We start from the raw sequence: 15,725 nt of genomic DNA, 5'->3' as shown, positions 1-15,725 counted from the left end.
AGCTCACCGGCCAGCTCACCATGATGCTGGTCATGGTGAGCTACACCTTCACCGGTTTATACCTGCTATTCGGAGGGTGAGACGTCCGTCGCCCGCGCGCGCTGCCGCAACGGCCGCGAGCGGAACGGCACTGCCAATTTCGGAGCGTGAAATCGCAGCGGCGTAACGCTCACGGGCTAAGGCCTCGCCGAGCTTTCCCTAACGCGGCAGCTCCCGCCTCAGCCAATCGGGTGTTCGGCGCGCTTGTCGCCCTCCCAACGCCGCAACCCGGCGAAGCAACCGACGAGCTGCGGCGGCCGGTTCGCGATGCGCAGCGCCCGCCCGAGTTGCGCGCCGCCGACCCGGCGGGCCAGCGTGACGTGTGCGATCCAGTGCCCGGGCAGGCTGTTGGGCATTGGGCCCGGCGTCAGCTGGCCGCCGACCAGCCGGTGCACCTCCGCGTGCAGGGCCAGCAGCTCGCCCGTCGGGATCACCAACCGCGCCAGCACGACGTTGGCCCGGCCGAATATCACCGCGGCACCGATCGTGCACGGCAGCGGCAGCCGCTGCGCCACGCTGCGCAGCGGCTCGTCGACCGCGGGGTCAATGCGTTCGGCAACGGCCAGCGTTACGTGGGGCCGACTGGCCGGGGCCTGGCTGGGGATCCCGGCACCGGCCAGGTCCTCCCAGATGCGACGGATGGCTGCCTCGATCTCAGGGTCGAAAACCAGCTCGATCGAATGCACCATCAGCGCACCAGCGTGGTTATCCAGTCGGGTTCGAAAGCCGCGGCGCCCATTGCCGCGAATTCCGGGGCCGCCAGCGATCCGGCACCGGCGGGTAACACGGCACGCAGCGGAGCCAGCCGCGCCAGTGCAGAGCGATTCGAGGTCTGCACCAGCCCGGGATCCTTTGGCCAGCAGCCGATTACCAGTCCGGCACACGCAACACTATGTGCGGCAAGCGCTTCCAATGTCAGCGCGGTGTGGTTCAGGGTGCCCAATCCCACGCCGACCACCACCAGCGCCGCCGCGCCGACGTCGACGGCTAAGTCCCGCAAGGTGACACCGTCGGCGCCGAGTTCGACGAGCAGCCCGCCGGCGCCCTCGACGAGCGTCAAGCGGCCCGGGCGGTCCAGGTCGCGGATGCGCCGAACCAATTGATCGCGGGTGGGCAACGTCATTTCGGCCTCGACGGCCGCGGCAACAGGCGCCAGGGGCAGGGGATAGCGGGCCAGTCCGGCGAGCTCGCGCACCCCGGACAGTCGACCCACTTCGGCGAGGTCGTCGTCACCGTCCCGAGTGCCGGTCTGGACGGGCTTGCACACGGCGACGTCGATCCCGGTCCGCAGCGCCTGGCAGGCCAGCGCCGCGGTGGCGACCGTCTTACCGACCCCCGTGCCGGTACCGGTTACGAGCAGGCACGTCAACTGCGCGCCTGAAAGGAGCCACCAAGCACGTCCGTCAACACCCTGCGGGCAAGGTCAAGATCGACGGCACTCAGGGACGCCCGAGCGGTGAGCCGCAGCCGCGACGTTCCGGCGGGCACGGTCGGGGGCCGGAAGCAGCCCACCCGCACGCCGGCGTCCAGGCAGGCAGTCGCCGCGGCCAGCGCCGCCTCCGGATTGCCGAGGATCACGGACACCACCGCCGATGCCGGTTCCGTGGGTACGTCACAGATCCGAGCCAGCTCAGCGGCATGCCGCAGCACCGCACCCGGGCGCCATGCCTCGGACTGCAGCACCCGCAGCGCGGCCAGAGCCGCGCCGACCGCCGCCGGTGCCAGGCCGGTGTCGAAGATGAACGGCCGGGCCGCGTCGATCAGGTGGGCCCGCACCGCCGCGGGGCCCAGCACCACTCCGCCCTGACTGCCGAGCGACTTCGACAACGTCGTGGTCATCACCACGTCGGGCGCGCCGGCCAGCCCGACCTCGTGCAGCAACCCCCGTCCCCCGCCGCGGACGCCAAGGCCGTGCGCCTCGTCGACGATCAGCAGTGCGCGGTGCCGACGACATACGTCATGTAATTCACGGACCGGAGCCAAGACACCGTCCGCGCTGAATACCGAGTCGGTGATGACGACGGCGCGCTCCTCGCCGCGCGATCCCAGCGCCGCGTCCACCGCACCGACGTCGCGGTTCGGCGTCACCACCACCCGGGCCCGCGACAGCCGACAGGCATCCACCAGCGACGCGTGCGAGTAGGCGTCGGACACGAGCAGGGAACCCGGGCCGGTCAGGCTCACCACCGCACCGAGGTTGGCGGTGTAACCCGAGGAGAACACCAAACCCGTTGCGGCGCCGACGTATTCGGCAAGTGCGGATTCGAACTCCTGATGCAGCTCGGTGTCCCCGGTGACGAGACGCGAACCGGTGGCACCCGCCCCCCAGACGCGCAGCGCCTGAACACCGCCGTCGATGACGTCGGGATGCTGGGACAGGCCCAGGTAGTCGTTGGAGGCCAGATCGAGCTCGGTGGCGACGGCGGGTCGCGGGCGCAGCGAGCGCCGCAGCCCTGCCTCGCGGCGCTGTTGTGCCAGCGTGTCCAGCCAGGCCAGCGGTGACGTCTCGATCGGTGCCCGCGCGGCGTTCATGGGGTTTCAGCCTACGAGGCGCGCGACCTCGACCATCGCGGAGGTGATTTGGCCGATCTCGGCCGGCGTGCAGATGTAGGGCGGCATCGCGTAGATCAGGTTGCGGAAGGGGCGCAACCACACGCCGCGGTCCAGCGCCGCCGGTGTGGCGACGGCCAGGTCGACGGGCCGGTGGCATTCGATCACGCCGATGGCCCCGCAGACGCGGACGTCGGCCACCGCGGGCAGCGCCCGGGCGGGTTGCAGCCCGTCGGCCAGCCCGGCCCCGATTTCCGCGACCCGCGTCCCCCACTCCTGGCCGACCAGCAACTCCACGCTGGCCACCGACACCGCGCAGGCCAGCGGATTGGCCATGAACGTGGGCCCGTGCATCAGCGCGCCCGCCGTACCGGCGCTGATGGTGTGCGCGATGGCGGTGCTGCACAAAGTTGCGGCCAGGCTGAGGTATCCACCGGTCAGCGCCTTGCCGACGCACATGATGTCCGGGCTCACCCCGGCGTGGTCGGCGGCGAACAACGTGCCGGTCCGGCCGAAGCCCGTCGCGATCTCGTCGAAGATCAGCAACACCTGGTACCGGCGGCAGATGTCGACGAGGTCCACCAGGTAGCGCGGGTCGTGGAAGCGCATCCCGCCCGCACCCTGGACCACCGGTTCGACGACCACGGCCGCCAACTCCGCGGCGTGCCGCCCCAGTTGTGCCTCGAACGCCGCGGTGTAAGCGGGGTCGTAGTCGCGCGGCACCTGCGGCGCGAACACCTGCGGCGCCAGGATGTCGGTCCACAGCGAGTGCATGCCGCCGTCGGGATCGCAGATGCTCATCGGCGTGAAGGTGTCGCCGTGATAGCCGCCGCGCCAGGTCATCAGCCGTCGTTTTCCCGGCAGTTCGCGGCTGCGCCAGTACTGCAGCGCCATCTTGACCGCGACCTCCACCGACACCGACCCGGAGTCGCTGAAAAAAACGGTGTCCAGGCCGGCGGGGGTGATATCGACGAGCAACTGCGCCAGCCGGGCCGCGGGTTCGTGCGTCAACCCGCCGAACATGACGTGGTTCATCACGCCCAGCTGCCGGGTCATCGCGGCGTCCAGCACGGGATGGCCGTGGCCGTGGATCGCGGTCCACCAGGAGCTCATCGCGTCGAGCACCTCGACCCGGTGACCGTCGCGGATCAGCGTCAGCCAGGCTCCCCGGGCGGCAACCGCGACGACGGGCCGCACGGCTTCACCGCCGATGGTGCTGTACGGGTGCCAGAGGTGGGCGGCGTCGATCGCGCTGATCTGCTCGGGCGTCAAACCCATGGGGATGCAGCGTATCGGTCGCCTAAACGCCCTCGATCGGGGAGCATTGAACGCCATGCCCGAAGACGCCCATGCCGCCGGCCGCGACTCTGACCTCGACGCAGAATGTGGCGCAGAACCCTACCCAGAAACCGAGGAAGACGAACGACCGGTGCTTGTGTTGCGGGTGGGCGCCCTGGACATCGTCTGCACCCTCGGGCTGCTTACCACCCTCGTCGTCCTGGTCACGGTCACCAGTTGGCCGACGCGGCTGTATGGCTTCCTCTCGGATGTGTGCAACGACGAAATGTGCGGACAGGTGCCGTTCGGCGTCAATTACTACATCTATCCGGTGGTGTGGGGCGGCATCGGCGCAGCGCTGGCCGCCGCGATACTCGGTCCGGTCGTGTCGCTGTTCAAGGGCTGGCGCATGTACTACTGGCCAATTCTGGCCGCCTTCATCGTCATGGTCAGCTCGGTGGCCGGTAACGCGCTGACAACGTTCAGCGAACAGTATTGGCATTAAGGCCCGGCCTCGCCGGGCCCGGGGCCGCGTCCTCGACGGCACGCGTCTGAGACGCAAATCACACCCGTATGGCGCCTGATCCGGCGTAGCTGTCACCGTGCGGTCACGGTACGACAAAAAATCCCTCGTGCACCCCGCACGCTATGGACGCCCGCTCCTTCTGTTGTCAGAGTGTCTGTAGTGACTGGTGTGAATACGGAGGCTCGTCCGACGGGTTCACGTTGCCAAGAGTCATGCACCGGCGTTCGGCCCCGGAGTGGCGGCCGTGGAGACCCGTAGAGACCCCAGCCGGTCATGGAACAACGGCGAAGGCGCGAAAGTCACCGCGCTCAAGCCGGGAAAGCCCCTAGAAAGGTTGGAATACCAATGAGACGCATCTACGCCTTCGCGGTAGGTCTAGTGCTGCTCGCGGCTCCGTTGGTGGCCACGTCCGCTCTCGCGACCGCCGATCCGGGCATGAGGCAGATGGACTACCAGCAAGCTACCGACACCGTCGTCGCGCGCGGGCTTTCCCAGCGTGGCGTTCCGTACTCGTGGGGCGGCGGCGGCGTCAACGGCCCCAGCCTCGGCACCGGCAGCGGAGCCAGGACCGTCGGCTTCGACGCCTCGGGCCTGATTCAGTACGCCTACGCGGGGGCGGGGTTGAAGTTGCCGCGGTCCTCCGGCCAGATGTACCGCGTCGGCCAGCGTGTTCTGCCGGCGCAAGCACAGAAAGGTGACCTGATCTTCTACGGTCCCGAAGGCACGCAAGCAGTCGCGATGTACCTCGGGAACGGCCAGATGCTCGAGGTTGGTAACGCCGTCCAGGTTTCGCCTGTGCGCTCGAGCAATATGGCTCCGTACCTGGTCCGCGTCCTCGGAGCCCAGACCACACCCGCGCAGACGGTCCCCGGCCAGACCACACCCGCACAAACCGTGCCCGGCCAGACCACACCCGCGCAAACCGTGCCCGGCCAGACCGCACCGGGGCAAACCACCCCGGGGTTGACCACTACTCCTGGGCAAACCACCCCGGCACAGACGGTGCCCGGCCAGACGGTGCCGGCGCAGACGGTCCCCGGCCAGACGGTGCCGGCGCAGACGGTTCCCTCGCAGGCGGTTCCCTCGCAGGCGGTGCCCGGCCAGCCGGTTCCGTCGCAGACGGTGCCGGGCCAGACGGTTCCCGCGCAGACGGTGCCGGGCACCACGCGGCGGTGATCGTCCCGCCCCCTCCGAACACCCGCCACTTGCTCCGTCGCTGACGGCACCGCTGCTCAGCGACCCCTGACAACCGTCAGGGGAGCCTCGCCCGGCCGCGAGCGCTCAGGAGCAGGTGGCGGGTTTCGGTAAATTGACTGGATCATGCTGACCCAGTCGCCGCCGCGCCGGCCGAACTCCACCATGGAGCCGGCCGCGATGCGTACTGGATTGGCAGGCTCTTATCGCTACGATCTCGACGGCCTGCGCGGCATCGCGATCGCGCTGGTCGCCGTCTTCCACATATGGTTCGGCCGGGTCTCGGGCGGCGTGGACGTATTCCTGGCGCTGTCCGGATTCTTCTTCGGCGGCAAAATCGTTCGCGCCGCGCTCAACCAGACGCTGTCGGCGCCGGCCGAACTGGTGCGCTTGGTGCGCCGTCTGGTCCCGGCCCTGGTCGTAGTCCTGGCCGCCTGCGCCCTGCTCACCGTCTGGGTGCAGCCGGAGACCCGCTGGGAGACGTTCGCCGACCAGAGCCTGGCCAGCCTGGGCTACTACCAGAACTGGGAACTGGCCCACACGGCGTCGGACTACTTACGTGCCGGCGAAGCCGTCACCCCGTTGCAGCACATCTGGTCGATGTCGGTGCAGGCACAGTTCTACGTGGCGTTCCTGTTCCTGATTGCGGGATGCGCCTACCTGTTACGGGGTCCACTCCGTGTCCACCTGCGAACCGTGTTCGTGGTGGTGCTCAGCGTGTTGACCGTGGCCTCGTTCGTCTACGCGGTCTTCGCCCATCAGGCCGACCAGCCCACCGCGTACTACAGCAGCTTCGCCCGCGCATGGGAGTTGCTGCTCGGGGCGCTTGTCGGTGCGCTGGTGCCGCACCTGCGCTGGCCGATTTGGCTGCGCACGATGGTCGCCGGCATCGCGCTGGTCGCGGTCCTGGGCTGCGGCGCCCTGATCGACGGCGTCAAGGAATTCCCCGGCCCGTGGGCGCTGGTACCGGTCGGTGCCACGATGCTGATGATCCTCGCCGGGGCGAACCTGCATCCTGGCGCGCGGCTGCCGCTGCCGAATCGACTGCTGGCCACGCGGCCACTGGTGGCGCTCGGAGCGCTGGCGTACTCGCTGTACCTGTGGCATTGGCCGCTGCTCATCTTCTGGCTCGCCTACACCGGTCACACGCACGCCAACTTCGTCGAGGGCTTGGGCGTGCTGCTGCTCTCCGGAATGCTGGCGTACCTGACCACGCGCCTGGTCGAGGAGCCGCTGCGCTACCGGATTCCAGCGGCGCCCAGCCCTGCCATCCCGTGGCCGCGCCATCTGCACCGGCCGACGATGGTGCTGGGCTCGGTGGTGTTGCTGTTGGGTGTCACGCTGACCGCTACCTCATTCACGTGGCGCAACCACGTCAGCGAGCAACGCGCCGCCGGCAAGGAGCTACTCGAGCTCAACCCTGACGACTACCCCGGTGCGCGCGCCCTGACCGAACACGTGCGGGTCCCCACGCTGCGAATGCGGCCCACCGTCCTGGAGATCAAGGACGACCTGCCGGCCTCGACCCGAGACGGTTGCATCAGCGACTTCGTCAACCCCGCATTGGTCAACTGCATGTACGGCGATGTGGACGCCACCCGCACCATCGCCCTGGCCGGCGGGTCGCATGCGGAGCACTGGCTGCCCGCGCTGGATCTCCTCGGGCACATGCACCACTTCAAAGTTGTGACATATCTCAAAATGGGCTGCCCGCTGTCCACCGAGGAAGTCCCGCTGGTCATGGGCAACAACGCCCCCTACCCGCAGTGCCGCCAGTGGGTGCACACGACGATGACCAGACTGGTCGCCGACCATCCCGACTACGTGTTCACCACTACCACTCGACCGTGGAACATCAAGACCGGCGACGTGATGCCGGCAACCTACATCGGGATCTGGAAGGCGTTGTCGGACAATAATATTCCGATCCTGGGCGTGCGCGACACACCTTGGCTGGTCAAGAAAGGCAAACCGTTCGATCCGGCTGATTGCCTGGCCAAGAACGGCAACCCGGACTCCTGCACGGTGAAGCGCTCCGAGGTACTGTCCGATCGCAATCAAACCCTCGACTTCGTCACGCAGTTTCCGCTGCTCAAGGTGCTCGATTTGTCCGACGCGATATGCGGACCCGAGATCTGCCGTCCGGTGGAAGGAAACGTGCTGATCTATCACGGGGCTCACCATCTGTCCCCCACTTATATGCGGACCATGGCCCCCGAACTCGGTCGGCAGATCGCGGCGAACACCGGTTGGTGGTGAGGCGCTGAGTGCCCGCTGAACGTTGCGGCGACGTTACGCTGGCCGACCCAGACGTGCGCGCGCGGATAAGGTCGAGTGATGTCGTTGAGCAACCCAGCGAACTCAGGCGGAAAAGACCCAACCCTGCCCACCGTGTGGCCGGGAAATGCGTATCCGCTGGGAGCCACCTATGACGGTGCCGGCACCAACTTTTCGCTGTTTTCCGAGATCGCCGACAACGTCGAATTGTGCCTGATCGACGACGACGGCAGCGAGGCCCGCATCCCACTCGACGAGGTGGACGGATACGTCTGGCACGCGTACCTGCCCAACGTGATGCCCGGCCAGCGGTACGGGTTTCGGGTGCACGGACCCTTCGAGCCGGCGGCCGGCCACCGGTGCGACCCGAGCAAGCTGCTCCTCGACCCCTACGGCAAGGCGTTCGACGGCGATTTCACCTTCGGCCAGGCCCTGTACTCCTATGACCTGAAGGTGGTCGACCCGCACGACCCCAACGGCCGCGGGCTCGAGACGGGCACGCCGCCGATGGTCGACTCCCTGGGCCAGACCATGACCAGCGTGGTGATCAACCCCTTCTTCGATTGGGCCTACGACCGGGCACCGCTCACCCCCTACCACGAGACAGTCATCTACGAGGCGCACGTCAAGGGCATGACGGAGTGCCACCCCAGCGTCCCCGAGGAACTGCGGGGCACCTACGCCGGGCTGAGCCACCAGGCAATCATCGATCACCTCAAGTCCCTCAACGTCACGGCCATCGAACTGATGCCGGTTCACCAGTTCATGCACGACTCGCGCCTGTTGGACCTGGGTTTGCGAAACTACTGGGGCTACAACACCTTTGGGTTCTTCGCACCGCACTACCAATACGCCGCGAGCCGGAAGGCGGGCAGCGCCGTGGGCGAATTCAAGACCATGGTGCGCAGCTTCCACGAAGCGGGCATCGAGGTCATCCTCGACGTGGTCTACAACCACACCGCCGAGGGCAATCACCTGGGCCCCACCATCAACTTCCGCGGCATCGACAACAATGCCTACTACCGACTGGTCGACGAGGATCTGCGGCTGTACAAGGATTTCACCGGCACCGGCAACAGCCTCAACGCCCGCCACCCGCACACCCTGCAGCTGATCATGGACTCGCTGCGCTACTGGGTCACCGAGATGCACGTGGATGGCTTCCGATTCGACCTGGCCTCCACCCTGGCCCGCGAGTTCTACGACGTGGACCGGCTGTCGGCGTTTTTCGATCTCGTGCAACAGGATCCGGTGGTGAGTCAGGTCAAGCTGATCGCCGAACCATGGGACGTGGGCGAGGGCGGCTACCAGGTCGGCAATTTTCCGGGTTTGTGGACCGAGTGGAACGGGAAGTATCGCGATACTGTGCGTGACTATTGGCGGGGCGAGCCCGCAACCCTCGGCGAGTTCGCGTCCCGGCTGACCGGGTCGTCGGATCTCTACGAGGCGACCGGCCGTCGCCCCGGCGCCAGCATCAACTTTGTCACCGCGCACGACGGGTTCACCCTCAACGACCTGGTGTCCTACAACGAGAAACACAACGACGCCAACGGCGAAGACAACCGGGACGGCGAAAACCACAACCGCTCCTGGAACTGCGGGGTCGAGGGGCCGACCGACGATCCGGAGATCCTGGAGCTGCGCGCCCGCCAGATGCGCAACATGTGGGCCACCCTGATGGTGAGCCAGGGCACGCCCATGATTTCGCACGGCGACGAGATCGGGCGCACCCAGCGGGGCAACAACAACGTCTACTGCCAGGACTCCGAATTGTCTTGGATGGACTGGTCGTTGGTCGACAAGAACGCCGATCTGCTGTCCTTCGCCCGCAAGTCGACAGTCCTGCGCAAAAAGCATCCGGTGTTCCGGCGCCGCCGGTTCTTCGAGGGTGAGCCGATCGGCAGCGGCGAAGAAGTCCGCGACATCGCGTGGTTGACGCCGAGCGGTCAGGTGATGACACACGACGACTGGGACAAGAGCTTCCACCACAAGTGTGTGGCGGTGTTCCTCAACGGCGACGCCATCACCGCACCCAATGCGCGCGGTGAGCAGGTGGTCGACGATTCATTCCTGTTGTGTTTCAACGCCCACGACCAGAACGTGGAGTTTGTCACACCGCCCGGCGACTACGCGCAAGAGTGGACCGTGGAACTCGACACCAGCGATCCCGTGGGAGACACCAATCTGGTGGTGACGGCCGACAAAAACCTCACCTTGGCGGGACGTTCCCTGCTGGTCCTGCGTAAGACCGCCTGACACATGGCTTTTCCGGTACTTTCCACCTACCGGGTACAACTGCGTGGTACAGCAAGCGGATTCGCGTTCACCTTTGCCGACGTCGAGAATCAGCTGGACTATCTCGACGACCTCGGGGTCTCGCATGTGTACCTGTCGCCGATCCTGTCCGCCGTCAGCGGGTCAAGCCACTTCTACGACGTCACCGATCCGACGACGGTGTCGCCGGAGCTGGGCGGCGCCGACGGCCTGGCGCGGCTGTCGGCGGCGGCGCGGGCGCGCGGCATGGGCCTGGTCGTCGACATCGTGCCCAACCACGTCGGAATCGACAAACCGGAACAGAACCCCTGGTGGTGGGATGTGTTGCGGCACGGGCGATCTTCGCAGTACGCGTCCTACTTCGACATCGACTGGGACCTCGACCATTCTGGCCAGGGGCGAATCGTGCTGCCGCTGCTGGGTTCCGACGACGACGTGGACGCATTGACCGTGGACGGCGAACTGTTGCGACTCGGTGACCTGGCGCTTCCGATCGCCCCCGGCACCGGCCAGGGCACCGGCCCGGAAGTGCATGACCGCCAGCACTATCGGCTCATCGGCTGGCGCAGCGGGATAACCGGCTATCGACGGTTCTTCTCGATCACATCGCTGGCCGGGCTGCGGCAGGAAGACCGCGCCGTCTTCGACGCCGGCCACGCCGAATTCGCCCGCTGGTTCAGCGAAGGACTCGTCGACGGCGTGCGAATCGATCACCCCGACGGATTGGCCGACCCGTCCGGATACTTGGCCTGGCTGCGCGAACTGGTCGGGACCGACGCCTGGATCGTGATCGAAAAGATCCTGGCCGTCGACGAGGCGCTGGAACCGACGCTGCCGGTGGCCGGGACGACGGGCTACGACGTACTGCGAGAAGTCGGCGGAATCTTCGTCGACCCCACCGGAGAGCCGGCGCTGACCGCTCTCGTCGAATCCACCGGCGTGGACTATGCGGCCATGCCCGCCCTGCTGGCCGAACTGAAAATCCGGTCGGCCACCGAGACTTTGGCCAGCGAGTTACGCCGCTTGTGCAGGTCGGTGGTGGCCGCCGCGGGTGCCGACGACCCGCTGCTGCCCGACGCGGTGGCCGCCTTGCTGACCCACATCGACGTCTATCGGTCGGACTATCGCGGGCTGGCCCCGATCCTGCCCACAGCACTGGCCGAAACCCAAGCGGCGCGACCGGAATTGGCGCCCGCGCTGCAAGTGCTGGCCGCGGCGCTGGCCCTCGGCGGCGAGCCCGCCACCCGCCTGCAACAACTGTGCGGTGCGGTGACGGCCAAGTCCGTCGAGGACTGCTTGTTCTACCGCGATGCCCGCCTAGTCGCATTGAACGAGGTCGGCGGCGAGCCGCGGCGATTCGGGGTGGGAGCAGCGGAGTTTCATCACAGCGCCGCCACCCGCGCCCGGCTCTGGCCGCACGCTATGACGACGTTGACCACCCACGACACCAAACGCGGCGAAGACGTGCGGGCACGAATCGGCGTGCTGTCCCAAGTGCCCTCGCTGTGGAGTGAGTTCGTGGCCCGCTGGGAGCTCACGGCCCCCTCCCCCGACCCCAACACCGGACAATTCCTGTGGCAGAACATCTTCGGGGTGTGGCCGGTGAGCGGCGAGGTCACCGGCCAGCTGCGCGAACGGCTGCACGCCTACGCGGAAAAGGCCATTCGGGAAGCCGCGTCGCACACTTCGTGGAACGATCCGGATGCCGAATTCGAAGACACGGTGCACCGCTGGCTGGATGACGTGCTCGACGGTCCGGTGGCCGCGGAGCTGACCAAGCTCGTCACCCAACTCAATCCGCATGCTGAAAGTGACGCGCTGGGCCAGAAGTTACTCGCGCTGACCGTTCCCGGCATACCCGACGTCTACCAGGGCACCGAACTGTGGGACGACAGCCTCGTCGACCCGGACAACCGCCGCGCGGTCGACTACGGGTCCCGGCGAGAGGCCCTGAAAGCATTGCGGCACCCTAAAATCCGGGTGGTGGCCGGTGCCCTGCGGCTGCGCCGCTCCCGCCCGGAAAGTTTCCTGCGCGGCGCTTACCTGCCGGTGCTGGCCGCCGGCCCGGCCAGCGAGCACGCACTGGCGTTCCGGCGTGGCGACGACATCCTGGTCGCGGTGACCCGCTGGACGGTGCGGCTGGCCGAAACCGGCTGGGGTGAGACGGTGTTGCTCCTGCCCGACGGCACCTGGACCGACACACTGACCGGGACAACGTTCAGCGGGTCGACCCAGGCCGCCGAGTTGTTCGCGGACCTGCCCGTCGTCCTGCTGGTGCGATCGTGACCGAATTCAGCGTGTGGGCGCCGAATCCCGACCTGGTGCGGCTGGATGTCGGCGGCACGGTGCACCCGATGACGCGCTCGGACGACGGTTGGTGGCACACGACGGTGGAGGCGGCACCGGACTCCCGCTACGGATACCTCCTCGACAACGATCCCACCGTGCTGCCCGACCCGCGCTCACCGCGTCAGCCCGACGGCGTGCACGCCCGCTCACAGCTGTGGGATGCGTCCTCAGCGTCGTGGACGGACGCCGGCTGGGCCGGCCGTTCCGCGGCCGGTGCGGTGATCTACGAGCTGCACCTCGGTACGTTCACGCCGGCAGGCACCTTCGACTCGGCTATCGAAAAGCTGGACTACCTGGTCCATCTCGGGATCGACTTCGTCGAGCTGATGCCGGTCAATTCCTTTGCCGGCACGCATGGTTGGGGCTACGACGGCGTGCTCTGGTACAGCGTGCACGAACCCTACGGCGGCCCGGACGGGCTGGTCCGTTTCGTCGACGCCTGCCACGCCCGGGGACTGGGTGTGTTGATCGACGCGGTGTTCAACCATCTCGGTCCGTCGGGGAACTACTTGCCGCGGTTCGGGCCATATCTGTCGTCGGGAAGCAACCCGTGGGGTGAAGGCATCAATATCGCCGACGCCGACTCCGACGAAGTACGCCGCTACATCATCGGATGCGCGCTGCGCTGGCTGCGCGACTTTCATGCCGACGGCCTGCGACTGGACGCCGTGCACGCGTTGGTGGACACCACTGCGGTCCATATACTCGAGGAGCTCGCCGCCGAAACCGCCTGGTTGTCAACCCAGCTGGACCGTCCGCTCGCGCTGATCGCCGAAAGCGACCTCAACGATCCGAGGCTGATTACCCCCCGCGACCAGGGTGGCTACGGGATGACCGCGCAATGGGATGACGACATCCACCATGCCATCCACTCCGCGGTTTCCGGCGAACGGCAGGGCTACTACGCGGACTTCGGGTCACTGGCCGCACTCGCACAGACATTGCGCCACGGGTACTTCCACGCCGGCACGTATTCGTCGTTCCGCCGTCGCCGACACGGGCGCCCGCTGGATACCGCCCGTATCCCCGCCACGCGACTCGTCGCGTACACCTGCACCCATGATCAGGTCGGCAACCGCGCTCTCGGCGACCGGCCCACCGAGCACCTGACCGGCGGCCAGCTCGCGATCAAGGCTGCCCTGGCTCTTGGATCACCCTGCACCGCAATGCTTTTTATGGGCGAGGAGTGGGGAGCCTCGACACCTTTTCAGTTCTTCAGCTCGCATCCCGAACCCGAGCTGGCCAAAGCCACCGCCGAGGGCCGCAAAGCGGAATTCGCCGAGCACGGCTGGAACGCCGACGACATTCCCGACCCGCAGGATCCGCAGACGTTCCAGCGTTCCAAGCTGAACTGGGCCGAGGCCGCCTCCGGTGAACACGCCCGCCTGCTCACTGCATACCGCGACCTGATCGCTCTGCGCCGCAACGAACCCGACCTGGCCGATCCGTGGCTGGAACACCTCGTCGTCGACTATGACGAAGAGCAGCGGTGGATCCTGTTGCGCCGTAACCGGCTGGTGATCGCCTGCAACCTGGGCACCGATCCGGTAACCGTGCCGGTCACCGGGGAGCTGGTGCTGGCCTGGGGCGCACCCGTCGTCGGCGCCAACAGCACTGGGCTGCCGCCGCATTCGTTCGCGGTGTTGCGTTCCTTGCGCGAGCAGACGTAAAAGCACCTAAATCCGCGGACTTTGGGGGTTTTTGTGTCTGCTCGCCCGACAAAGTTCCGTGCAACTGCGCGCGTCGTCGCCAGATCTTTGCCGGACTCGTCATAGAGTCGGCTAGGTAATCTTGGGCCGGGCACGCGGTGGCTGAGCGCCCAGTCTTGAAAGGCGGGGGAAACGTGAATTTTTCGGTGTTACCACCAGAGATCAATTCGGCCCAGATGTTTTCGGGCGCGGGTTCGGCTCCACTGCTCGCGGCCGCGGCGGCCTGGGACGGGCTGTCTGCCGAGTTGGATTCGGCGGCGGACTCTTTCACGTCAGTGACCTCAGGGTTGGCCACGGGGGGCTGGCAGGGGGCGGCGTCGCAGGCGATGGTCGCTGCGGCCGCACCGTATGCGGGCTGGTTGAGTGCCGCAGCCGCCCACGCGTCAGGCGCCGCTACGCAGGCCCAGGCGGTGGCGACCGCGTTCGAGGCGGCGCAGGCCGCCGTCGTGCATCCGGCGGCCGTGGCGGCCAACCGTTCGGGCTTGGTGTCCTTGGTGCTGTCGAATCTGTTCGGGCAGAACGCGCCGGCGATCGCGGCCGCCGAAAGCCAGTACGAAGAGATGTGGGCCCAGGACGTGGCCGCGATGGTCGGGTATCACGGCGGAGCGTCGGCCGCGGCGGCGCAGCTGACGACGCCGGCGCAGACCTTCCAAACCCTGGCCGCCAATCCGGCGGCGGGCTTCAACTTCGGCCTCTTCAATGACGGCGTCGACAACGTGGGCTTCTTCAACACCGGTAACTTCAACGAGGGCCTTTTCAACGGCGGCAACTATAACTTCGGCATAGCCAACAGCGGCACCCTGAATGTCGGCATTGGCAACTACAGCCTGGGCAACATTGGCAACTTCGGGCTTTTCAACAACGGCACCGGCAACGGTGGCATCTTCAACACCGGCAGCTACGACACAGGTTTCTTGAACCTCGGCGACCTAGACTCGGGTATCGCCAACTTCGGCAGCGTTGACGCCGGCTTCGCCAACTACGGCAACTACCTTTTCGGCGTCGGCCTCACCGGCAATTACAAGGTCGGTTTCGGGCCGCTGTTTGACATCGACTACAACTACTTCTAAACGCGCATCTGCGCGAAGCGGCTTGGCCCGGTTGTGGATAACTGACTGGCCGTAACCGAGTCGGCCGCCCATGATTCGCGCATGAATCATGTCGATCTGCTACCGGTTCCGCCCATGGACACCGCCACCGATCCTGTGCACTCAGCTTCCGACCTTCGGCAGCGGTGGCGTGCTCTGATGGGGCCCTTGGGATTCGATCAACGGCTGTTGTGGTTCGGCTTCGTCGGGACGGACCGTCGGCTGATCAAGGCGCTCAGCCAGATAGCCATGAATCCAAGACCGAAGGGCCGAATCCTGAAGAATCTCATGTCGGCACTACGCACCACGCTGGATGACTTCCAGCCCGGCGTCACGGTGGCGTTCCTGCTGACCGGACCCGGGCGCGGCCCGATTTCGCAGGCCGACCGGATATGGGCAAAGTCGTTGGCCGACATGGCCGAACGGTTCGCCGTGCCCCTT

The 15,725-nt window shown here is 66.9% G+C and carries 11 protein-coding genes and 1 pseudogene; 8 read left to right on the top strand and 4 right to left on the bottom strand.

The window, feature by feature from the left end; translation table 11 throughout:
- Nucleotides 1–218 precede the first annotated feature (218 nt).
- The 4 genes from JO236_RS01955 to JO236_RS01940 are packed head-to-tail and all read right to left on the bottom strand — an operon-like array spanning nucleotide 219 to nucleotide 3,867.
- Nucleotides 219–728 (bottom strand): 2'-5' RNA ligase family protein, encoded by a 510-nt coding sequence (locus tag JO236_RS01955; RefSeq protein ID WP_293323993.1) that lies wholly within the window; start codon nucleotides 726–728, stop codon nucleotides 219–221.
- Entirely contained in the window at nucleotides 728–1,408 is a 681-nt protein-coding gene (gene bioD, locus JO236_RS01950; protein ID WP_293323990.1) for a dethiobiotin synthase, read from the bottom strand. Before bioD ends, JO236_RS01955 begins: the two co-directional genes overlap by 1 nt.
- On the bottom strand, nucleotides 1,405–2,571 hold the full coding sequence (locus tag JO236_RS01945) for an 8-amino-7-oxononanoate synthase (protein ID WP_293323988.1): 1,167 nt from the start codon (nucleotides 2,569–2,571) through the stop codon (nucleotides 1,405–1,407). Before JO236_RS01945 ends, bioD begins: the two co-directional genes overlap by 4 nt.
- Nucleotides 2,572–2,577: 6 nt before the next feature.
- Nucleotides 2,578–3,867 (bottom strand): adenosylmethionine--8-amino-7-oxononanoate transaminase, encoded by a 1,290-nt coding sequence (locus JO236_RS01940; protein WP_293323985.1) that lies wholly within the window; start codon nucleotides 3,865–3,867, stop codon nucleotides 2,578–2,580.
- A 55-nt stretch (nucleotides 3,868–3,922) separates the two neighbouring features.
- Between JO236_RS01940 and JO236_RS01935 the strand changes: the two genes are divergently transcribed.
- The 8 genes and pseudogenes from JO236_RS01935 to JO236_RS01900 all read left to right on the top strand — a co-directional run.
- Nucleotides 3,923–4,372: a hypothetical protein gene (locus tag JO236_RS01935; RefSeq protein ID WP_293323981.1), complete on the top strand. Its 450-nt coding sequence runs from the start codon at nucleotides 3,923–3,925 to the stop codon at nucleotides 4,370–4,372.
- Between the two features lie 366 nt (nucleotides 4,373–4,738).
- Entirely contained in the window at nucleotides 4,739–5,569 is an 831-nt protein-coding gene (gene ripD / locus JO236_RS01930; protein WP_293323978.1) for an NlpC/P60 family peptidoglycan-binding protein RipD, read from the top strand.
- A gap of 144 nt (nucleotides 5,570–5,713) precedes the next feature.
- The gene (locus JO236_RS01925) at nucleotides 5,714–7,846 is read left to right on the top strand and encodes an acyltransferase family protein (RefSeq protein WP_293323975.1); all 2,133 of its coding nucleotides are present in this window, start codon (nucleotides 5,714–5,716) and stop codon (nucleotides 7,844–7,846) included.
- A 78-nt stretch (nucleotides 7,847–7,924) separates the two neighbouring features.
- Entirely contained in the window at nucleotides 7,925–10,120 is a 2,196-nt protein-coding gene (gene glgX / locus JO236_RS01920) for a glycogen debranching protein GlgX (RefSeq protein ID WP_293323973.1), read from the top strand.
- 3 nt (nucleotides 10,121–10,123) lie between these two features.
- Nucleotides 10,124–12,424 carry a malto-oligosyltrehalose synthase gene (gene treY / locus JO236_RS01915; protein ID WP_293323971.1) on the top strand — a complete coding sequence of 767 codons (2,301 nt, stop codon included), beginning with the start codon at nucleotides 10,124–10,126 and terminating at the stop codon, nucleotides 12,422–12,424.
- The gene (treZ, locus tag JO236_RS01910; RefSeq protein ID WP_293323968.1) at nucleotides 12,421–14,157 is read left to right on the top strand and encodes a malto-oligosyltrehalose trehalohydrolase; all 1,737 of its coding nucleotides are present in this window, start codon (nucleotides 12,421–12,423) and stop codon (nucleotides 14,155–14,157) included. The genes treY and treZ overlap by 4 nt, the downstream gene beginning before the upstream one ends.
- 173 nt (nucleotides 14,158–14,330) lie before the next feature.
- Nucleotides 14,331–15,233, top strand: a pseudogene (locus JO236_RS01905) (PPE family protein); the annotation flags it as partial.
- A 114-nt stretch (nucleotides 15,234–15,347) separates the two neighbouring features.
- A partial coding sequence (locus tag JO236_RS01900) for a hypothetical protein (protein WP_293323965.1) occupies nucleotides 15,348–15,725 on the top strand: 378 nt, incomplete at its 3' end.

This window comes from Mycobacterium sp. (assembly GCF_019247635.1).
In the GTDB taxonomy this organism is placed as follows: domain Bacteria; phylum Actinomycetota; class Actinomycetes; order Mycobacteriales; family Mycobacteriaceae; genus Mycobacterium.
The sequence above is the reverse complement of the archived record's forward strand: the minus strand, read 5'-3'. Positions and strand labels throughout refer to the sequence as shown.